The sequence below is a fragment of the Bariatricus sp. TF06-38A genome (assembly GCF_027690675.1).
Taxonomy (GTDB): Bacteria; Bacillota; Clostridia; order Lachnospirales; family Lachnospiraceae; genus Allocoprococcus; species Allocoprococcus comes.
The window spans coordinates 1-21,594 of the sequence record NZ_JAQFCE010000018.1; the positions used below are offsets into that span (position 1 = coordinate 1).

At 44.3% G+C, this 21,594-nt stretch carries 20 protein-coding genes, 1 other RNA gene and 1 other annotated feature; of the genes, 17 read left to right on the forward strand and 4 right to left on the reverse strand.

Features of this window, described 5'->3' with window-relative positions; all coding sequences use genetic code 11:
- Nucleotides 1–42 precede the first annotated feature (42 nt).
- On the reverse strand, nucleotides 43–735 hold the full coding sequence (locus PG418_RS12890) for an RluA family pseudouridine synthase (RefSeq protein WP_022220218.1): 693 nt from the start codon (nucleotides 733–735) through the stop codon (nucleotides 43–45).
- A 118-nt stretch (nucleotides 736–853) separates the two neighbouring features.
- Nucleotides 854–1,055, forward strand: a binding site (T-box leader).
- A gap of 155 nt (nucleotides 1,056–1,210) precedes the next feature.
- On the opposite strand from PG418_RS12890, the gene proS reads away from it, so the two are divergent.
- The 13 genes from proS (at nucleotide 1,211) to PG418_RS12955 (ending at nucleotide 14,327) form a co-directional block, all read left to right on the forward strand.
- Nucleotides 1,211–2,656, forward strand: a complete 1,446-nt coding sequence (gene proS / locus PG418_RS12895; RefSeq protein ID WP_008370004.1) for a proline--tRNA ligase — start codon at nucleotides 1,211–1,213, stop codon at nucleotides 2,654–2,656.
- A 12-nt stretch (nucleotides 2,657–2,668) separates the two neighbouring features.
- Nucleotides 2,669–3,997 carry a CCA tRNA nucleotidyltransferase gene (locus PG418_RS12900; RefSeq protein ID WP_055156192.1) on the forward strand — a complete coding sequence of 443 codons (1,329 nt, stop codon included), beginning with the start codon at nucleotides 2,669–2,671 and terminating at the stop codon, nucleotides 3,995–3,997.
- Nucleotides 3,998–4,074: 77 nt separating this feature from the next.
- Entirely contained in the window at nucleotides 4,075–5,070 is a 996-nt protein-coding gene (locus PG418_RS12905) for a CotS family spore coat protein (protein ID WP_022220221.1), read from the forward strand.
- A 172-nt stretch (nucleotides 5,071–5,242) separates the two neighbouring features.
- Nucleotides 5,243–5,518 carry a non-specific DNA-binding protein Hbs gene (locus PG418_RS12910; RefSeq protein ID WP_117557536.1) on the forward strand — a complete coding sequence of 92 codons (276 nt, stop codon included), beginning with the start codon at nucleotides 5,243–5,245 and terminating at the stop codon, nucleotides 5,516–5,518.
- 78 nt (nucleotides 5,519–5,596) lie between these two features.
- On the forward strand, nucleotides 5,597–5,836 hold the full coding sequence (locus PG418_RS12915) for an RNA-binding S4 domain-containing protein (RefSeq protein WP_022220222.1): 240 nt from the start codon (nucleotides 5,597–5,599) through the stop codon (nucleotides 5,834–5,836).
- Nucleotides 5,837–5,957: 121 nt separating this feature from the next.
- On the forward strand, nucleotides 5,958–6,248 hold the full coding sequence (gene yabP, locus PG418_RS12920) for a sporulation protein YabP (protein ID WP_008370015.1): 291 nt from the start codon (nucleotides 5,958–5,960) through the stop codon (nucleotides 6,246–6,248).
- Between the two features lie 11 nt (nucleotides 6,249–6,259).
- A complete protein-coding gene (gene yabQ, locus PG418_RS12925; RefSeq protein WP_008370017.1) occupies nucleotides 6,260–6,604 on the forward strand; it encodes a spore cortex biosynthesis protein YabQ in 345 nt (114 codons plus the stop codon).
- 84 nt (nucleotides 6,605–6,688) lie between these two features.
- Nucleotides 6,689–7,012: an FtsB family cell division protein gene (locus PG418_RS12930; RefSeq protein ID WP_008370019.1), complete on the forward strand. Its 324-nt coding sequence runs from the start codon at nucleotides 6,689–6,691 to the stop codon at nucleotides 7,010–7,012.
- A 72-nt stretch (nucleotides 7,013–7,084) separates the two neighbouring features.
- A complete protein-coding gene (locus PG418_RS12935) occupies nucleotides 7,085–8,503 on the forward strand; it encodes a SpoIIE family protein phosphatase (protein WP_195488875.1) in 1,419 nt (472 codons plus the stop codon).
- A gap of 19 nt (nucleotides 8,504–8,522) precedes the next feature.
- Nucleotides 8,523–9,965: a tRNA lysidine(34) synthetase TilS gene (gene tilS / locus PG418_RS12940; protein WP_347005485.1), complete on the forward strand. Its 1,443-nt coding sequence runs from the start codon at nucleotides 8,523–8,525 to the stop codon at nucleotides 9,963–9,965.
- A complete protein-coding gene (gene hpt / locus PG418_RS12945; RefSeq protein ID WP_044998745.1) occupies nucleotides 9,916–10,437 on the forward strand; it encodes a hypoxanthine phosphoribosyltransferase in 522 nt (173 codons plus the stop codon). The genes tilS and hpt overlap by 50 nt, the downstream gene beginning before the upstream one ends.
- Before the next feature lie 19 nt (nucleotides 10,438–10,456).
- Nucleotides 10,457–12,274, forward strand: a complete 1,818-nt coding sequence (ftsH, locus tag PG418_RS12950) for an ATP-dependent zinc metalloprotease FtsH (RefSeq protein WP_022220226.1) — start codon at nucleotides 10,457–10,459, stop codon at nucleotides 12,272–12,274.
- A gap of 10 nt (nucleotides 12,275–12,284) precedes the next feature.
- On the forward strand, nucleotides 12,285–14,327 hold the full coding sequence (locus PG418_RS12955; protein WP_055249031.1) for a glycoside hydrolase family 13 protein: 2,043 nt from the start codon (nucleotides 12,285–12,287) through the stop codon (nucleotides 14,325–14,327).
- A gap of 152 nt (nucleotides 14,328–14,479) precedes the next feature.
- Here the strand turns inward: PG418_RS12955 and PG418_RS12960 are convergent, their stop codons facing one another.
- Both PG418_RS12960 and PG418_RS12965 read right to left on the reverse strand, forming a co-directional pair.
- Nucleotides 14,480–15,730, reverse strand: a complete 1,251-nt coding sequence (locus PG418_RS12960) for an ammonium transporter (protein WP_498837488.1) — start codon at nucleotides 15,728–15,730, stop codon at nucleotides 14,480–14,482.
- A gap of 123 nt (nucleotides 15,731–15,853) precedes the next feature.
- On the reverse strand, nucleotides 15,854–16,192 hold the full coding sequence (locus tag PG418_RS12965; RefSeq protein ID WP_055249032.1) for a P-II family nitrogen regulator: 339 nt from the start codon (nucleotides 16,190–16,192) through the stop codon (nucleotides 15,854–15,856).
- Between the two features lie 301 nt (nucleotides 16,193–16,493).
- Here PG418_RS12965 and PG418_RS12970 point away from each other — a divergent pair, with 301 nt between their 5' ends.
- From PG418_RS12970 to tadA, 3 genes are all read left to right on the forward strand, one after another.
- Nucleotides 16,494–17,630, forward strand: a complete 1,137-nt coding sequence (locus tag PG418_RS12970) for a hypothetical protein (RefSeq protein WP_008370037.1) — start codon at nucleotides 16,494–16,496, stop codon at nucleotides 17,628–17,630.
- Between the two features lie 120 nt (nucleotides 17,631–17,750).
- A complete protein-coding gene (locus tag PG418_RS12975; RefSeq protein WP_195488757.1) occupies nucleotides 17,751–18,818 on the forward strand; it encodes a hypothetical protein in 1,068 nt (355 codons plus the stop codon).
- Entirely contained in the window at nucleotides 18,742–19,263 is a 522-nt protein-coding gene (gene tadA / locus PG418_RS12980) for a tRNA adenosine(34) deaminase TadA (protein ID WP_172676465.1), read from the forward strand. Before PG418_RS12975 ends, tadA begins: the two co-directional genes overlap by 77 nt.
- A gap of 82 nt (nucleotides 19,264–19,345) precedes the next feature.
- On the opposite strand, the gene ffs is transcribed toward tadA, so the two are convergent.
- Nucleotides 19,346–19,609: signal recognition particle sRNA large type (ffs, locus tag PG418_RS12985), an RNA gene on the reverse strand.
- Nucleotides 19,610–19,745: 136 nt separating this feature from the next.
- Between ffs and PG418_RS12990 the strand changes: the two genes are divergently transcribed.
- A complete protein-coding gene (locus PG418_RS12990; RefSeq protein WP_055249087.1) occupies nucleotides 19,746–21,506 on the forward strand; it encodes a B12-binding domain-containing radical SAM protein in 1,761 nt (586 codons plus the stop codon).
- Nucleotides 21,507–21,594: the final 88 nt, after the last annotated feature.

The following is a 21,594-nucleotide window of genomic DNA, read 5'->3' on the forward strand; positions in this document are numbered from 1 at the left end:
TTTCAATGTTCTTAAATTTAGCCTTGACTTTTTATTTGCAGGCTAATCTGCTTTTGTTTCCAACTGTTCCCAGTTACATGGGACTTCAAATTCCATGCGTTTTCCGGTGGTCGGATGGCAGAAAGAAAGCCGGAAAGCCCGCAGTGCAATCGGGAAATATCCTCTTTTATTTACAAATTCCGGGTTATATTTGTTGTCACCCCAGAGTGGTGCGCCTGCACCTGCCATCTGGACACGGATCTGGTGATGGCGTCCGGTTCCGAGATGGATCTGAACAACGGATAAGCCAGTCACTTCGGAAGTTTCCAGTATTTCATACGAAAGGACAGCTTTTTTGGCACCGGGTGTATTTTTACTGCAGATGCGGGAGGTATTGGTGCGACCGTCCTTTACCAGATAATCGGTCAGAGTGCCGGAGTCCGGAAGGGATCCACATACTACAGCCTGGTAGTATTTTTCAAATTGATCGTTCTGTAACTGCTGGTTCAGATTTTTCGCGGCCGCAGGTGTGCGGGCAAAAACCAGGATGCCGGAAACCGGTTGATCCAGTCTGTGGATCACGGCAAGATAAGGTGGCTTATGTCCGGCATGATGTGAAGAATGGATGAACAGATAATTTTTCAGAATGCTCTCCATGTCCTGTGTGCCGATCTTTTTTGTCTGCACGGGAACACCGGCAGGTTTGTGGCAGACCAGAATCTGGTCGTCTTCATATAGAATTTCAGGTGTTTGCAAAATAATTCCTCCCCATATGCGAAAATTTTGTTTCTTTGATTAAAGCATAACGGAAAGGGCTTGTCAATTGGGTTGACAAATCCGAAAATCTCAATTAAACTCTATAGTAAATCGAAGAGATTTGACGATGAAGAGGACTAGTATATGATGAAAGTGGCACAGAGAGGCTTCTGGCTGGTGGGAGGAAGCTACATGGAAATTATAGAACCGACCTTGGAGTTCCGCATGAAAAGTGTGGCGTATGCCTGGCGTTAACGGGTAATGAAGTGAATCGTAATACGATTAATTAGGGTGGTACCGCCGAATTTTCGGTCCCTTGTCAGGGGCATGAAGATTTGGTGTTTTTTATTTTACGGGCAAAGCATGTCTGATCTGAATCCCCTGCATCCGGCAGAGGCTGCAGAGAGCAGCATCTTCTGGTTTTATGATAACCTTATTTATAAAATCAAAAATGAAGAGAAGGAGAACTTTATCAATGGCTAAGGAAAAGAAATTTGTACAGGCGATTACCTCTCGTGATGAAGATTTCGCACAGTGGTATACCGACGTTGTAAGAGAAGCAAAGCTTTGTGATTATTCAAGTGTAAAAGGATGTCTTAATTATCTTCCAAATGGATATGCAATCTGGGAGAAGATCCAGGCAGACCTTGACAAGAGATTTAAAGAGACAGGTGTTGAAAACGTATATCTGCCAATGCTGATCCCGGAGAACCTTCTCCAGAAGGAAAGTGATCATATCGAAGGATTTGCACCGGAAGTTGCATGGGTAACAAAAGGTGGTCTTGAGACTCTTCAGGAGCCAATGTGCATCCGTCCGACATCGGAGACTCTGTTCTGCGACCTGTGGGCAAGAACCGTACAGTCTTACCGTGACCTTCCGAAAGTATGGAATCAGTGGTGTTCGGTACTTCGCTGGGAGAAGACAACCAGACCGTTCCTTCGTTCCAGAGAATTCTTATGGCAGGAAGGACACACCATTCATGCAACTTATGAAGAAGCAGAACAGAGAACACTGACCATGCTTCGTGTATATCAGGAACTGATCCGTGATTCCCTTGCAATCCCGTTCGTATCAGGTCCGAAGACAGAGAGCGAGAAGTTCGCAGGTGCACAGGACACTTACACCGTAGAAGCTCTGATGCATGACGGAAAAGCACTTCAGTCTGCAACCAGCCATTTCTTCGGAAATGCGTTCCCGGATGCATTTGACATCAAATATCTGGATAAGAACAATGAACTTCACAGCGTATATGAGACTTCATGGGGACTGTCTACACGTATCATCGGAGCCCTGATCATGGTTCACGGTGATGACAGCGGACTTGTTCTTCCACCGAGAATCGCACCGGTTCAAACAAGAGTCATTCCGATCGCACAGCACAAAGAAGGCGTTCTTGAAAAAGCAAATGAACTGACAGAGAGACTGAAAAAAGCTGGCTACAGCGTGAAGATCGACGATTCTGAGAAGAGCCCTGGATGGAAATTCAGTGAGCAGGAAATGCTTGGTATCCCGACACGTATCGAGATCGGACCAAAGGATATCGAACAGAACCAGGTTGTTGTTGTACGTCGTGATACAAGAGAAAAGATCGTTGTTTCTTTAGATGAGATCGAGACAAAACTTGGCGAGATCCTTGAAACAATCCAGAAGGATATGTATGACCGTGCAAAAGCATTCCTTGACAGCCATATTGATTTTGCTGAAACCATGGATGAAATGAATGAAAAATTCAACACCAAACGTGGATTCATCAAAGCAAAATGGTGTGGAAGCGCAGAATGTGAAGATGAGATCAAGGCAGCAACAGGTGGAGCAACCACCCGCTGTATCTGCAAAGAGGATCAGGTAAAAGACGGAGATACCTGTATTTTCTGTGGCAAACAGGCTAAACATGTTGTTTATTTTGGAAAAGCATACTAGGAGCGAATGTATATGAAAATTCAGTTACCTGAAAAGGTGAATCGAATTATAACTACATTACAAAAACATGGCTTTGAGGCATATGCAGTCGGCGGCTGCGTCCGGGATTCTTTTCTCGGACGTGTGCCGGGTGACTGGGATATCACAACATCGGCAGCGCCGGAAGAGACAAAGTCATTATTTGCCAGAACTTTTGACACCGGAATCGAGCATGGAACGATTACGGTGCTTTTAAATGGAGAAGGATTTGAAGTGACGACATACCGGATTGACGGGAAATACGAAGACAACCGGCATCCGAGTAAAGTGCAGTTTACCAGAAGTCTATCAGAGGATCTGCTGCGCAGGGATTTTACGATCAATGCGATGGCGTACAATGAACAGGACGGACTGGTGGATCTGTTTCATGGGATGGAGGATCTGAAAAAAGGTGTGATCCGCTGTGTGGGAAATGCTGAGGCACGTTTTTCGGAGGATGCCCTGCGGATTTTGAGGGCGATCCGTTTTTCGGCACAGCTTGGATTTGAGATTGAGAAAGAGACCAGACAGGCAATCCGAAAACTTGCACCAAATCTTTCCTATATCAGTGCAGAACGTATCCAGACAGAGCTTGTAAAGCTTCTGGTCTCCGATCATCCGGAAAAGATCCAGGATGCATATGAGCTTGGGATCACAAAGGTGATCCTCCCGGAATTCGATGCAATGATGGAAACAACGCAGGAAACTTTGCATCACTGTTATAATGTAGGTGAGCATACGATCCATGCGCTGATGAATATTCCGGCAGATAAAGTGCTGCGTCTTACAATGCTGTTTCACGATACGGGGAAACCGGCACGAAAGACGGTCGATCCGGATGGGACGGCACATTTTAAAGGGCATGCATACGTCAGCGAAGAACTCACAAAGTCGATCATGCATCGCTTGAAATTCGATAATGATACGCTGCGTAAGGTGTCAAAGCTGGTGCTGTATCATGATGACCGGATGCCTGCAACGATGAAGCATGTACGCCGCGCAATGAACCGGATCAGTGCGGAACTGTTCCCGTATTATATGAAGGTACGGATGGCTGATACGTTGGCACAGAGTGATTATCAGCGTGATAAGAAGCTGGAAAATCTGGCTGGTATCGAGAAGTGCTACCAGGAGATTCTGGAGAAAAAGCAATGTGTTTCTTTAAAAGAACTGAAAGTAAACGGTCAGGATCTGATCGCGGCAGGTATTGAAAAAGGACCGAAAATTGGTCAGACACTCCAGACACTTTTACAGGAAGTGATCGAGGAACCGGAGAAAAATACACGGGAATATTTACTTGCCAGAATAAAAGAACTGGAATAATCAAAAATCATGCATGACTTAAGTCTCCCCCTGCATACATTAGAAAGACCGGTAAAACAAAGCGGCAGGGGGAAGCCATGAAAGATTATGGAATCAGTGTATTGACACAATATCAGATGGAAGTATTCGGCACCCATAAAGTAAGGGGTGCTATTTTATGCGATACAGATAAGGGGCTGCTCCTCTTGAAGGAGACGCGCATGGAGGAGAGCCGGATCTGCGCGCTTGCAAAAATATATGAGCAGTTAAATGCGAATGGATTTGAATGGGTAGATACGCCTCTGCTTAATAAAGAGGATGCTTATGTCAGTAAAGCCGAGGATGGAACAGGCTATATCTTAAAGAAATGGTTTCAGGGACGTGAGTGTGATGTCAGACGTGAAAATGAACTGATCGCCGGTGCGGAAAATCTTGCCCGGATCCATCTATGCATGCGTCTGGCTGGGGAAGAAAACGGATTTGCAGGAAGAGAAGAAAATCCGGTGATCAAGGAGTATGCAAGGCATAACAGAGAACTCAGAAAGGTTCGGGAATTTGTCTGCAGAAGAAGTGTGAAAAGCCCGTTTGAGATCGCATTTTTAAAGGGATATGACCAGATGTATTTTTGGGCAGACAGAGTGCTGAAAATACTGGAAAATATGGATCTGGACAGTGTTTTTAAAGAAGCGGAGGCAGAAAATCATATGGTCCACGGAGACTATAATTATCATAATCTTCTGGTCTGTCAGGAGGGCATGGCGGTGACTGGATTTGAACATGCACACCGGGATGTTCAGATGGAAGATCTGTATTATTTCCTGCGCAAATGTATGGAAAAGCATCATTATGATGAACGGCTTGGATATCGGATGATGAGAGCGTATGATTCGGTGAATAATCTTGGGAAAAAAGAACGGGATTACCTTGCAATCCGTCTTGCTTATCCGGAAAAATTCTGGAAGATCACCAATTCGTATTACCACTCAGGAAAGGCATGGATTCCTGCAAAAAATGTCGAAAAACTTTCACTTTCTGTCGCACAGACAGAAGAAAAAAAGCGGTTTTTGCGGAATCTGTTTGCGTTTCAGATATAGCGTTCGGTTTTCTTAGATTTTAAGGGTTTAGACTTGACAAAGAAGGTAAAAACCTATATAACATATGTAGGGTAAGGGGCGTGTCAGAACGCATGGATACGCAGAATAAACCTAGCAAAAAGACAAAATGCCGGGGTGTTCCGGGAGTATATTTTAAAGGAGGACGTAAGTCATGAATAAGACAGAATTAGTAGCTGCAGTTGCAGAACAGGCAGATATTTCAAAGAAAGATGCAGAAAAAGCATTAAAAGCATTTGTTGATGTTGTTACAGAAGAAATGAAAAAAGGTGAAAAAGTTCAGTTAGTAGGATTCGGAACTTTCGAAGTAAGCGAAAGAGCTGCAAGAGAAGGAAGAAATCCACAGACTGGAAAAACTATGAAGATCGAAGCTTGCAAGGCTCCGAAATTCAAAGCAGGAAAAGCTTTAAAAGATGCTGTTAATGCATAATTTGTAGAACATTTTTGAAAAATGGCGCAGTCTGAAAAGGGCTGCGCTTTATTCATATTACGGGAAGGGAAAATCAAAATGAGACTTGATAAATTTTTAAAGGTGTCCCGCCTGATCAAACGGCGTACCGTTGCAAATGAAGCCTGTGATGCAGGAAGAGTCCTGATCAATGGGGCGGTGGCGAAGGCTTCCACGAAAGTAAAAAAAGGTGATATCATTGAGATCCAGTTTGGAACCAAGACTGTAAAGGCAGAGGTTCTGGATCTGCGAGATACGACTAAAAAAGAAGAGGCGGCAGATTTATTCCGTTATCTTTAAAGTTCCGGAACATCTGAAAAGATGTGGTTTGAGATTGTTCCGGCAGCGGATCCGAGGCATATTTACCAGATATTATTCATACAATAACTAGAAAGACAGTATAGGAAAGGTTGGGATTTGTATGGAAGAGAGACAGCTGGTAAAACCTCAGAATCACAGGCTGGTTATCAATAACCGGAAGACAGGTACAGTAACGGGAGTGCTGGACGTTCTTTCTTTTGATTTAAATGAAATCCTGCTTGAGACAGAGCAGGGAATGCTGATGGTAAAAGGTACGGACATGCATGTAAACCGGCTGAATCTTGAAAAAGGGGAGGTCGACCTGGCAGGCAATATTGACAATATTTCTTATTCGGATATCCATTCGGGAGCAAAAGCCGGAGAAAATCTGTTGTCAAAATTGTTTCGGTAGGAGGAGAAAAAATGTCTGGTATCGGAACTGAGATCAGGGTTTTCTGCTATGCAATCCTGACCGGTGTCCTGATTGTGGCAGTCTATCTGTGGATCAGGGTTTTGCGCAGACTGGTTGCTCACAGACTGTGGCTGATCAATCTGGAGGATGCCTGTTACTGGGCAGGAATTTCCGTTTATACTTTTGTGCAGATCTATCATACGAGTGATGGTGTTCTGCGGTGGTATATCGGACTGGGGATTGCGCTCGGATCAATCGGGATGGCGCTGCTTTCAGCTGTCTTTGTAAGAGCTTACAAAAAGATTTCTACACGAATTTGTGAAAAAAGAGTAAAAAGAGTTGATAAATCTGATTAAAAACGGTACACTGTAGAAGACTAAATGGGTTTGGTAGTAAGAAGCTATACAAGATCAACTGATAGCGAAAGGTGAATAGATTAGATGGGAAGCTTAAAGAAGAACCGGAAAAAGCGTCCGGGGAGCGGGCTTCAGAAGCACAAAAGAAGTATTGTTGCGATTACCGCAGTTATTATATTATTATGCGGCATGGTTATTGTACATGGGATGGCGCTCAAAAAGAGCAATGATGCATATAAGGTGCAGGAAGAAGAACTGCAGACACAGATCGATGCGGAAAAAGAACGCTCAGAAGAAATTAATAAACTGAAAAAATATGTAGGAACAGATGAATACATCGAGGAAGTCGCCAGAGAGAAGCTGGGACTTGTAAAGGAGAATGAGATTCTGTTCCGCGCACAGCAGTAACGTAAGAAAAGCTTTGGGAAGAAAATATCCCGAAGCTTTTTTCATTCATAGAAATTTAGAGGGTGGTGGCAAATGGAGGTTAAATACAGAGAGGAGCAAGTGATCACAAGTCCATATGTAACGCAGGCAGATAAAATGGCAGTGTCGCTTCGGCATCTGGCAGACAGGTTTCTGAAAATGGAGCCGAAAAAGCAATGTTTTACACCCGAAGAAATGACAGAAATGTATGATCGGATTACGGAGAAGGTGTGCAGAGGATGCAGCAGGAAATCAGAGTGCCTGGAGAGAAAGAAGGCAGAACACTGGCAGCTTTTTTATGATCTTTTATGTACGATTGAAGGATATGGTGCAGAACTGAATAAAGAGATGAAACAGCATCTTCAGAGGGAGTGTATTCAGGCACCACGGTTTTTACGAGAATCACTGGAAACTTTCCAGGAGGCAAAAAGGATTCTGGTGTGGAATAATAAGATGGTACAGAGCCGTGAGGGATGTGCAGCACAGCTGGATTCTTTTGCGGACATGCTCTGCCATGTGACGAGAGATCTGGATGCGAGTATTTTTACGGATCCGCCGCTTGCAAAAAAGGTTGCGCAGCATTTCAAAAAGGCAGGGATCCGGATGCTGAGTTCCGTTTTTTTTGTGGATGAGCATGGCAGATATGAAATTCATGTAACGGTAAAAAGTGAGAAGGGAAACTGTATCCCAACCAGAAAAGCGGCAGAGCTTTTATCAGTATGTACTAAGAGAAGGATGTGCCCGGCTCAGAACGAGAGGCAGGTTCTGGGACAGGAGTATGAAACTATTGTATGTGTGGAAGGACCGGGATATTATGTGCTGCAGGGTGTGGCAAAAATGGGAAAAAACGGACAAAAGGTATCTGGTGACAGTTTTCTTATGAAGACACTTCCGGGTGGAAAAGAGGCGGCAATTTTGTCAGACGGAATGGGATCTGGTGAGAGAGCGCTACAGGAAAGCGGGATGCTGGTAGAAATGCTGGAAGAGCTTCTTGGAGCAGGATTTCCTGTGGAAACTGCACTTTCCATGATCAATACGGCTCTTGTTATGGGACGGGAAGAGGTTCGCTTTTCTACGGTTGATATGAGCATTTTTGATCTCTATAATGGAAAATGTGAGTTTGTAAAAGCAGGAGCGGCAGTGACATTTCTGCGGACTAAAGACGGGGTGGAGCATATCCGTTCGGAAAGTCTTCCGCTGGGGGTAATCCAGAGACAGCAAAGTGAAAAGGAAACCAGACAGTTGGAATCCGGAGATGTGGTGGTCATGGTATCGGACGGGATCCTGGATGCGCTTCCGGCAGGAGAGCAGGAGCATTTACTGGATCTGATGATTGGGGGAAGTCCGCTGGAGAATCCGGAGGAACTGGCGAATTATATTCTGGATAAGGTGCTGGAGCTGGCGGCCGGAAAAGCAGGAGATGATATGACAGTCCTTGTGGCGGGAATCTGGAAGATGTGTTACAGTAGATAAAAGACGAGAGGAATTTACCATGTTAGAAAAAGTAGAGAACTATATCAGGCAGTGGAAGATGCTTGAAAAAGGAGATAAAGTTGTCGTTGGTCTTTCCGGAGGGGCAGATTCTGTATGCCTTTTTCTGATACTGGAAGAGCTGCGAAAAAAGATCGGATTTGAGATCCTTGCGGTACACGTGAATCACGGGATCCGTGGGGAAGAGGCAAAAGCTGATGAAGAATTTGTAAAGACACTGTGTGAGAAAAAAGAAATCCCATGCAGGAGTGTTTCGGTGGATATTCCGAAAATGGCAGTGGAATGCAGGATGTCAGAAGAAGAGGCGGGAAGGACTGCACGAAGGGAAATATTTGAGCAGGCAGCGGAAGAATGGGGAGGAACAAGGATCGCACTGGCACATCACCAGGATGACAATGCAGAGACATTTTTCCTGCATCTGGCCCGCGGCAGCGGACTTCGGGGACTCGGCGGTATATATCCGGTAAATGGGATGTATATACGGCCGCTTCTTTGCGTGGGGAGAAAAGAGATCGAGGATTATCTGAAAGGACGGGAGATGCCTTACTGCATTGATGCGACAAATATGGAAGATGCATATATGCGAAACCGCATCCGTAACCATGTGATTCCGTATTTTAAAGAAAATATCAATGAAAAAACCGTGGAGCATATGAATCGGTCTATGGATCAGCTTAGGGAGATCTGGGATTATATGGAACGGCAGACAGAAAGTGCATATCAGATCTGTACTGACCAAAATGGAGAAAAAATCTGCATCCATGCAGATGCATATCACCGACAGGAACGGCTGATCCGGAAAATGATTCTCCGGAAAGCATTGGCATTGGTGGCAGAACATGAAAAAGATCTGGAGCAGGTTCATGTAGAAAAGCTGGAGGGACTGTTTGAAAAGCAGGTTGGAAAAAGACTGGATCTTCCTTATGGGGTCTGTGCATGCAGAACCTATGAAGGAATTGAACTGAAGCGGAAAAAGAAGGACACGGAATTGGCAGAAGAAGAGAAAAATCTGGATCTGAAGCAGGTTTCGGGAAAGATATCTTACGGGAAATGGGAAATTTCCTACCGTATTTTTGAAAAAGAAGAATGCAGATGCCAGATCCCGAAAAAAACGTACACGAAATGGTTTGATTATGGTATAATAAAACAGAGTGTCGCTGTACGCACCAGAAGGGCTGGCGATTTTATTGTAATTGATGAAAGCGGAGGAAGGCAGAAGCTGAAATCCTATTTTATCAATAAAAAAATACCAGTGGCAGAACGTGCCGGAATTCCTCTGATCGCAGAGGGAAGCGAGATTTTATGGATTGTGGGCTGCCGGCAGAGCAAGGCATACCAGGTGACAGAGCAGACAACGAAAATATTAGAAATTACGATAAATGGAGGTACTTTAAATGGCCGAGAAAGTGAAAATGTTAATTCCGGAAGAAGAAGTAAATGCTAGAATTGAAGAACTTGGAAAAAAAATCAGTGAAGAATATGCGGGAAAGCAGGTTCATCTGATCTGTGTTTTAAAGGGTGGAGTGTTCTTTATGTGTGAACTGGCAAAAAGGATTACAGTGCCGGTAACAATGGACTTTATGAGTGTCAGCAGCTATGGTGACGGAACCCAGTCCAGTGGAATTGTTAAGATTGCAAAAGATCTGGATGAGTCTCTGGAAGGAAAAGACGTAATTGTTGTTGAGGATATCGTAGATTCAGGACGTACTCTTTATTATCTGCTTGACATCCTTCGGAAGAGAGGACCGAAGAGCATGAAGCTTTGTACACTTCTTGATAAACCGGATCGTCGTGTGCGCGATGTACATGTAGATTATGTCGGATTTAATATCCCGGATGAATTTGTGGTAGGATTCGGTCTGGATTATGCACAAAAATATAGAAACTTACCGTACATCGGAAGTGTAGAGATGTAACAGGTGGAAGGAGCAGGTTTTGAATAATAATAAGACAAGAGGAATCAGTGGTCTTTCGATTCTGCTCTGTGTTCTGGTGCTGGCAGGTGTGTACTGGTTTATGAGCCAGTCGGGTGTGCAGCAGACAGCATACACGTATCAGGATTTTCAGAAAGATCTGAAAAAAGAGAAGGTAGAAAGTGTAGAGGTCAAGCAGAACAAAGTCGCACCGACCGGGACACTGAAGATCCGGCTGAAGAATGATGACATCGAACAGCTTCATGTATCCGATGTCAACAGTGCAGAGGATCTGCTTGAATCTTATGATATTTCCTACAGTGTGGACAATGTCCCGCAGGACAGCTGGATGTCAACAACACTGGTTCCGATCATATTGATGGCAGGTATCATGGTATTTGTTGTGATGATGATGAATCGTCAGGGCGGATCGAATGCAAAAGCGATGAACTTCGGAAAGAGCAGGGCAAAGATGAGCACGCAGGAAGAAAACCATGTGACGTTTGCGCAGGTTGCCGGACTGCAGGAAGAAAAGGAAGAGCTTGCAGAGATCGTGGATTTCCTCAAGAGCCCCGGGAAGTATACGCAGGTAGGAGCCAGAATCCCTAAAGGTGTCCTTCTTGAAGGACCTCCGGGAACAGGTAAGACGCTTCTTGCAAGAGCAATTGCAGGAGAAGCAGGTGTCCCGTTCTTTACCATTTCAGGCTCTGATTTTGTGGAGATGTTTGTCGGTGTCGGAGCATCCCGTGTAAGAGATCTTTTCGAGGATGCTAAGAAAAATGCACCTTGTATTATTTTTATCGATGAGATCGATGCCGTGGCAAGACGTCGTGGAACCGGTATGGGCGGCGGACATGATGAGAGAGAGCAGACGCTGAACCAACTCCTCGTAGAGATGGATGGTTTTGGCGCGAATGAAGGAATCATCGTACTTGCAGCAACCAACCGTGTCGATATTCTTGATCCGGCGATCTTAAGACCGGGACGTTTTGACCGTAAAGTCATGGTCGGCAGACCGGATGTAAAGGGACGCCTGGAAATCCTTCAGGTTCATGCCAAGGGCAAACCGCTCGGGGATGATGTGGATCTGGAACAGGTTGCGAGAACAACGGCAGGATTTACCGGAGCTGATCTGGAAAATCTTCTGAATGAGGCTGCGATCCTTGCAGCAAAGGATGGAAGAGTGTATCTGCAACAGGAGGATATCCGCAGAGCATTTGTAAAAGTCGGAATCGGTGCAGAGAAGAAGAGTCGTGTAATTTCTGATAAAGAGAAGAAGATCACTGCATTCCATGAAGCAGGACATGCCATCTTATTCCATGTACTTCCGGATGTAGGACCGGTGTACAGCGTGTCGATCATTCCTACCGGTGTAGGGGCAGCCGGATATACGATGCCGCTTCCTGAAAAGGATGAGATGTTCAATACCAAAGGAAAGATGTTGCAGGATATTACCGTATCACTAGGTGGACGTGTGGCAGAAGAGCTGATCTTTGATGATATTACAACCGGGGCATCCCAGGATATCAAGCAGGCAACAGCATACGCCAAATCCATGGTAACGAAGTTCGGTATGTCGGAAGCACTTGGTCTTGTAAGCTATGGAGATGATAATGATGAAGTATTTATCGGAAGAGATTTTGGTCATACCTCCAGAGGTTATGGTGAACAGGTTGCCACAACGATCGACAGTGAAGTGAAGCGGATCATTGATGAATGTTATGACCGTGCAAAGACCATTATTAAAGAGCATGAAGCTGTTCTTTATAAATGTGCAGATCTGCTTCTTGAAAAAGAGAAGATTACAAGAGAAGAATTTGAAGCATTATTTGAAGAATAGAGGCTAGATTATGAAAAAAGAAGCATTGTTTTGTGATGGAACAGAGGCGTATGTGAGTCCGCCGGAACCGGAGGCAGGAGATGAACTTCAGTTGTGGTTCCGTACAGCAGCTCACGACGTAGATGAAGTCTATCTGGAAAACCGCGAACTATGCATTCCAATGAACAAAGTAATCTCAAATAAGGCATTTGACTTTTATGAAGTGAAATACAAATTAGAAGATAAACCATTCCGGTATCATTTTAAGATCAGATCAGGAAATGAGATCTGCTACTATAACAAATGGGGAGCAGAGAGCAAACTTGTGGATTATTATGATTTTAAAATCGTGCCGGGCTTTACGGCACCGGATTGGGCAAAAGGAGCGGTCATGTATCAGATTTATACAGACCGCTTCTGTAACGGCGACCCGGATAATGATGTACAGACGGGAGAGTACTTTTATATTGGAGAACAGGTTCAGCATGTAGATGACTGGTACCGGGATCCGCAGCCGATGGATGTACGGGAATTTTACGGAGGAGATATCCAGGGGATCATTGATAAACTGGATTACCTGCATGGACTTGGAGTAGAAGTTGTCTATTGTAATCCACTATTTGTATCACCATCTAATCATAAATATGACACACAGGATTACGATTATATTGATCCGCATGTCGGTAAAATTGAAGTCGATGAAGGAAGGCTTCTGGATCCGGGAGAAAATAACAATATCCATGCGGACCGTTACCGGACAAGAACTACCAGAAAAGAGAATCTGGAAGCAAGTAACCGGCTGTTCATCAAGCTGGTAGAAGAACTCCATAAGAGGGGAATGCGAATCATCATTGACGGCGTCTTCAACCATTGTGGTTCTTTCAATAAATGGCTGGACAGAGAGCTGATCTACGAGAGCGCCGATGGTTACGAAGTAGGTGCTTTTGTGTCACCGAAGAGTCCGTACCGGAATTATTTTCTATTCCACCGTACCGGGGAGAATGAATGGCCGGGCAATGGAAGCTATGACGGCTGGTGGGGACACGATACGCTGCCAAAGCTGAATTATGAAGATTCAAAAGAGCTGGAAGAGTATGTTCTTGGTATCGCAAAGAAATGGGTTTCACCGCCGTATAATGTAGACGGCTGGAGACTGGATGTTGCGGCAGACCTTGGAAGAAGCAATGAGTACAATCATGAATTTTGGAAGAAATTTCGTAAGGCAGTAAAAGAAGCAAATCCACATGCACTGATCCTTGCCGAGCACTATGGAGATCCGAGTGACTGGCTGCAGGGCGATGAATGGGACAGCGTTATGAATTACGATGCATTTATGGAGCCGGTCACCTGGTTTCTGACCGGGATGGAGAAACACAGTGATGAATATCGCGACGATCTTCTCGGAAATGCAGACCATTTTATGAATGCGATGAAGCATCATATGGCAAATATGATGACACCGTCACTTCAGACGGCGATGAACCAGTTGTCAAACCATGACCATTCCCGTTTCCTGACGCGTACCAACCACAAGGTTGGCCGTGTGGGACAGCTTGGGTCGCGTGCGGCAGAAGAAGGGGTAAGCCTTGCAGTTATGCGGGAAGCGATCATCATGCAGATGACCTGGCCGGGAGCACCGACCCTTTATTATGGAGACGAAGCAGGACTTTGTGGTTTCACGGATCCGGATAACCGGAGAACTTATCCGTGGGGAAGAGAAAACCGGGATCTGATCAATTTCTACCGTGAGATGATCCAAATCCACAGAAAGTCTCTGGCTCTCAGAAAGGGATCAATCAAGATGCTGAAAGCAGAACCGGATCTTCTGGCCTATGGAAGATTCTGGGGGAATGAGCAGATCGTGGTTATTATCAATAATTCCGATCATCTGAAGGAAGTAAGGGTTCCGGTATGGCAGGCAGAAGTTGCCGAAGGACATAATATGGCGCGAGTGATGTATTCTTATGAAGATGGGTATATTGGAGAATTCGAAGAGTATATCGTGAAAGAGGGAAATATTTCACTGATGATGGGTAAGAAATCGGCGATCGTGCTGAAGAATAAGAAGTGGTAGAATGATAAAGGTAGTACAAGACGTCCGCCGGGCGAACCTCGGAAAGTCTGATGACTTTCCTCAGTCGCGTAGCCGCTCATTAAAATAAAAAGATACAGCCTCTGAAATGCAAGCATCCCAGAGGCTGTATCTTTTTATTTTACTTCGCCCGGCTATAAACGGAAGTTAAAGTCTGCATATGCTGAGCAGCCGTGTTCGTGGATATCGAGACCGTCGAGTTCTTCTCCTTTGGTGACGCGGAGGCCTACGGTTTTATCGATGATGGTGAATACGATGATTGCCATTACGAGGACGTAGGCTACGGTTGAAAGGACACCGATCACCTGGGTTTTGAGGGTGTATTCCTGGGAGAAGACTCCGACGAGGATACTGCCTGTGAAACCGCATATGCCGTGGACACTGATCGCACCTACCGGGTCATCGATCTTGGCTACTTTGTCGAAGAATTCTACGGAGAATACGACGAGGATACCAGCGATCAGTCCGATGATGATTGCAGAGTAGTTGCTGACGGTGTCGCATCCGGCGGTGATTGCTACGAGTCCGGCGAGGGAACCGTTGAATGTCATGGATACATCTGGTTTTCCATAGCGGATCCAGGTTACAACAAGGGTTGCAAGTGTTGCGGCAGCAGCGGCAAGATTGGTTGTCATTGCGATATCACCGAGGTTTGTGGAAGCTGCTGTGGTAGAGCCGCAGTTGAAACCGAACCAGCAGAACCAGAGAATAAATACGCCAAGAGCTGCAATGGAAAGGTTGTGTCCGGGAATCGCACGGGCATTTCCTTCTTTATCATATTTTCCAATACGAGGTCCGAGGATTTTGGCACCAACAAGTGCACAGATACCGCCGACCATATGGACTGCTGTGGAACCTGCAAAATCGTGGAATCCCATCTGAGCGAGCCATCCACCGCCCCAGATCCAGTGGCCGGTTACCGGGTAAATAAAAATACTGATTGCTGCACTATACAATAAGTAAGCAAGGAATTTTGTACGTTCTGCCATAGAACCGGATACGATAGTAGCGGATGTGGCGCAGAATACTGTATGGAAAATAAGGAAGACTCCGATTGGCAGTCCGTTGAAAAGTCCGTCGGCATCGGCAAGTGTTGTAGGATTGAAGAACCCTTTTATACCGATGATACCATTCCAGTCGGTTCCGTGCATGATCGCAAATCCGAAGATGAAAAAGAACAAACTTCCAAGTACAAAGTCCATCATATTTTTCATCAGTATATTTCCAGTATTTTTTGCTCTGGTAAATCCGGCTTCACACATTGCAAATCCAGCCTGCATAAAGTAAACAAGAGTTGCACCGACAATTGTCCAGATAACATTAAGCAGTAGTTCAGTGGCGGCGGTTGCATCCATTCCGCCCGCAATTAAATCAGATAATCCCATATTTAACATCCTCCATTTCAAATAAAAAGGATAGCTACAATGAATGATCTACAGGCAGTTCATTTGTAGTTATCCTCTTTGATAACGATATTCAACACTATTCTAATTCACATATATTTTTAGCTAAAGAGCAGCAGAGCCACGTTCACCGGTACGGATTCTTACAGCATCCTGTACTTCGTAAACAAAAATTTTACCATCGCCGTACGCACCGGTTTTGATCTCTTCGACAATTTTCCGAATCAGAGGTTCTGCAACTTCCGGTTCAACAACAGTTTCTACTTTGATCTTAGGAAGAAGATTTACGCTGTATTCAGCACCGCGATAAAATTGTTTGTGTCCTTTCTGATTACCATATCCCATAATGTTACTGATCATAATACCGCTGACATTGGAAGCATCCAGGATTGTTTTCAGGGCTTCCAGTTTTTCCGGCTGGATAATGATTTCTAGTTTTTTCATAACTGAGTCCCTCCTTCTCGATTAAAAAAAAGAACAAAAAAGGCGTTCCCCGGATAATAGGGAACGCCGTCGTTCTTGATACGCTTTATTATAGCGACTGATTTTGATTTGTCAAATTATTTTTAAAAAAAATACAAAAAATTCGTGCATTTATTAGGTGTTGACGGATAAAATGTCATTTGCTAGAATAAAAGATAAGTGAAAAAGATTCCTTTATCAAGAAAGTTTTAAGTTAACAAAGCAATAAGTCTGTATTTAAAAAGAAGATATATTTATACGGGGAGAAAAGGAGGAAAAATAAATGATTAGTCTCACATTCGGAGAGCAGGTAAAAATTGTTTTAAGCAGAAAAGATATGACGATTAAAGAGCTTGCAGAAGAAATCGAAGCAAGAACCGGGAAAAAGATGTCCCGTCAGAATCTGACACAGCGGCTTGGCAGAGATAATTTTCAGGAGCAGGATATGCGTATGATCGCAGATATTCTTGGATGCCCGTTCCAGCTCAGCATTCTGGGTAATGCGGATTCGGAAAAGGAGGCTTTGGATGAAGAAGAGATGCCGACGGGAAGAGAACTTGAGAAGCTTACCGCGAAAAAAGAAAGAAAGGCAGCAAGAGAAGAAGCAAAAAAGAATGTAGAACGTGATATTACAGTTGGAGAGATTGTAGATATACTTGAAGAGACAACAGCAGAACCGGAGAAAGAAGCTGTACAGATGGAACTGGATCTTGATGCAGAAGAACATGCTGCCAAGGAGACGGAAAGCATTGCGGATTCAGATACTTTGGAAGAAGATATTCTGACTGAAGAAGAAACAGAGCCGTACACAGAACCGGCAGAAGATGATGTGGAAGTATCTGCAGAAGACGCAGAACAGATTGAAGAAGAATTACAGGAGCCCGAACAGGAAATAGAAGCGGAAGTGGTTGAAGAAGCCGGGGCTGAGGAGATTCCGGAGGAAACTTCTGAAGCTGCTTACCAGGAAGAGGCAGAACCGCAGGAAGAAGCGTACCAGGAACAGCCGGCTTATGAAGAGAATCAGCCGGAAACCTGTCAGAAAGAGGAAAATCCTGTAGTAGAAGAGGCGGAAACTGAAGATGTTCATGAGGAGAAAAATTCACCATTTTCAAAACTTACAAAGCTGATTACTCCGAAAAAGGAAAAGAAATCTTCCGGATGGCCGCAGGATTTCCAGCCGATCAAGCGTCGGGAGGATATTGATGAAGATCTGGTAAATGGAGATGTGAACCCATATACCGGACATGAGTATCGGACAAACAGTGTGCGTATGCATCCACACAGAATCGGTTATGTACAGGTATATGACCGAAAAGATCACAAGTGGACAGACATGACAGAGTGGGCGTTCCTTGGGGTGGAAGAGCGAAAGAAAGCTACGATGGGAAAAGACTACGAGCCACCGATTTATCTGGATTAATCAATGAGTTATTTGTCAGAGCGGAAGATTCCGCTCTGATTTTTTAAAAATGGTAATTTTTACCGGAAAGTCAGAATAGTTTAGAACAGGCAGTTAGAAGGAAGGTGCAGGTGCTAGATTATGAAAAGCTTTATCCGGTATTTATATGAATATCAGAATGGAAAAAGGACAAGAAATACAGGATTTGTGAAGGTTCTTGAACAGACAGATACAGCGGAAATCCAGATTTATGGGAGAGGATTTCCGGTGGCAGGAGGACGTACACTGGAAATATATCTCTTTTATGAAGAGGATGGCAAGTGTATTGGAATCCGGATGGGAGAGATCAGAGGGGCGCAGGCAGCATTTGGTTATAAGCTGAGTTATACGACAGACGATGTGGGAGGAGATGGACAGTTTGGCAGGATTGGTGGAATGATCCTTCGGGCTGGAAACGGAGCGGATGCAGGATATTATGGAGCAGTCTGGGATGAGGCGAGACCGGTAGATGTTAGCAGGATGATTACGGAAGAAGAATGGAAGCTAAACAAATCGGGGAAAAATAAAAAAATTGCAAATGGCGGAGACGTGCTAAGCAATGAAAAATACGAGAAGCCAGGAAATGAGAAAATACTTGAGGAGAAAACAAGCCAGAGAAAATATGAGAATATAGAAGAACAGGAGACCTCAGAACAATCTAAAAACACAGATGCAGTTAGGAAATCGAAAAGCAACCCAAATGTGCCGGAAGAAAGAAACTCTCAGAACGCAAATTCAGATTTACCACCAAAAACCACAAAGGATATCATCTATAAGATCACCCGTCAGGAGCTTGCCGGACTTCCGCGAAAGGAATGGAAGCTTGCGAATAATCATTTTCTGCTCCATGGATATTATAATTACCATCATCTGGTATCATTTGAAAAAGAAGGGAAATGCTGGATTGGGGTTCCGGGACTTTATTTTTCGGGCGAGCAGCGGGCGGCAGGAGCATTTGGATTCAGTCAGTTCATGAAGCCATCTGATGGCGAACTGGATCTGGAAGAATATGAGATTGAAGATGAGGAACATTTCGGTTACTGGTGCAGACCGGTAGGGGCAGTGATTCGAAAAGAAGTAAAGGAGAAGGAAGATGCGGCAGATATTGACCGAAGACGAAAAATACATGAAGGAAGCGATCCGTCAGGCGAAAAAAGCATGGAAGATTGAGGAAGTACCGATTGGTTGTGTGATCGTATATCAGGGGAAAATTATCGGACGAGGATACAACAGGCGGACAACGGATAAGAATCCCCTTGCACATGCAGAAATTTCTGCAATCAAAAAGGCAAGTAAGGTAATGGGTGACTGGCGGCTGGAAGAATGCACCTTATATGTAACGCTGGAACCATGTCAGATGTGTTCCGGAGCCATTGTACAGGCAAGGATTCCACGAGTGGTTGTTGGATGTATGAATCCGAAAGCCGGATGCGCCGGTTCCATCCTGAATCTTCTACAGGTGGAAGCGTTTAATCATCAGGCAGAGCTTACGACAGGAGTTCTGGAAGAAGAATGCTCACAGATGATGAAGAGCTTTTTCAAGGAACTGCGCAAGAAGCAGAAGATGAAAAAGAAAGAACAGGAATCAGCAAATATGCCGGAAGAAAATCCTTAATCGAAGAACCTGTCAAAGGCAGGCTTTTTTGCATGAAAAAAGCTACGGAAGCAAAATCCGTAGCTTTTGTAATTTCTTTTTTCTGTGCGCTGTGCGTCGAACTAAAGCCTACCAAACGTTACTCTGGCTGTAAACTCAATCCAGGCTACCTTACGGCACCCGAGAGGTTCTGCTTAGTGCTGCTTCGTTCCCGACCTGACACGGTTCACAGAGTCCCGCCGCGTAAGACCCAAATCTCAACGCCACAAACCAGAGGCAGCTTTGACAAGTAAAGCCCTCGGCACAGCATCACCCCCACTATAGCGGATTGTAGGTACAGGGTACCGCTAGCACCCCGGCTGCACAGAACATTATTTTACCGTGTTTTTGTAAAAATGTCAATGTATCTGAGGAGATTTTATTTTATCATTTTGGTTTACGTCAATCTGAAAATGGAGTATGATACTAAAGATAAAACTTTTTGGAAACGGAAAGGAAACGATATGAAAGTACTTTTAGGTGCAGTCAATGCGAAATATATACATTCCAATCTGGCAGTCTACTGTCTGAAAGCATATGCGGAAAAGTATGGTGATACATCAGATGAGATCAGTATTGGAGAATATACGATCAATCAGCAGCTCGATGAGATTCTGCGGGATATCTACAAAAGGAAGCCGGACATGCTCTGTCTGTCCTGCTATATCTGGAATCTTACTTATGTTGAAGAGATCTGCAGGGAGATCAAGAAAGTGATGCCGCAGATCATCATCTGGATAGGCGGACCAGAGGTATCTTATGATGGAGTAAAGGTGCTGGAGCGTCTGCCAGAAGTGGATGGCGTCATGAAAGGAGAAGGGGAGCAGACTTTCTGCGATCTTTTACACTTTTATCAGGACAAGACAGTGGACGGACTTCAGAATATGAAAGGAATCGTATACCGGGAACAGACCGGGCAGATTGTGGAAAATGAATGGCGCAAGACCATGGATCTGAGTAAGGTTCCGTTTGTATATGAGAACATGGAGCTTTTTGAACATAAGATTATTTATTATGAGACAAGCCGTGGATGTCCATTTTCATGCAGTTATTGTCTTTCTTCTATAGATAAGTGTCTGCGGTTCCGTGATCTGGAACTGGTAAAAAAAGAACTGCAATTTTTTATCGATCATAAAGTACCTCAGGTTAAATTTGTAGACCGTACATTTAACTGCAAACATGATCACGCCATGACAGTCTGGCGTTATATCAAAGAGCATGATAACGGCATTACCAATTTCCATTTTGAGGTTGCGGCAGACCTTTTGAATGAAGAAGAAATGGAATTGATAAAAACCATGCGGCCAGGGCTGATCCAGCTGGAAATCGGTGTGCAGTCTACCAACCTGGATACGATACGTGAGATTCACCGGACAATGAAATTTGAACAGGTTGCAGAAGTGGTAAGGAGAATCAATTCTTATGGTAATGTACATCAGCACCTGGATCTGATCGCAGGATTGCCGTATGAAGATTATGAAAGCTTTGGAAAATCCTTTGATGATGTTTATGCACTGGAACCGGAGCAGCTGCAGCTTGGTTTTCTGAAAGTACTGAAGGGTTCTTATATGGAAGAGAAGAGAGACGATTACGGATTGGTTTATAAAGGAATGCCACCGTATGAAGTTTTGTATACAAAGTGGCTTCCATATGAGGATACCCTGCGCTTGAAAGGGATCGAGGAAATGGTGGAGACCTACTATAACAGCAGGCAGTTCTGTTACACGCTTCCTTATCTGATCCGACACTTTAAAAGACCATTTACGCTTTTTGAAAAGCTGGCAGAGTATTATGAAGAAAATGGGCTGGATACTTTAAGTCATGCACGCACGGCAAGATATGAGATCCTGTATGATTTTGCAAGATTTTATGATGCAGAAAGATGTGAGGCGTATAAGCAGCTTCTGACACTGGACTTTTATCTGAGGGAGAATGCAAAGAGCCGTCCGTTATTTGCAGGCGATGAGCGGATTTCCAAAGAAGAGTTCCGCCTGTTCTATGACCGTGAGGATGAAGAGAGGCGTTATCTGGAAAATTATGAAAATATGGAGAAGCGGCAGCTTAGAAAAATGACGCACATCGAGAGGTTTTCTTATGATGTTCTGGGGGATATGAAAGAGGAAGAATGTGTGCTTCTGTTTGACTACCAGAACCGGAACCCACTGGATCATCAGGCAAAGGTATTTTGTGTTACAGAAGAAATCCGGGAATTATGCAAACAGTAACATCTGACAGTAGTAATGGATATCTTGAAAAAAGAAATGAAAGAGTATAGAATGAAAACAAATGTGTGATTTGAGGTGAAAAAAAGTG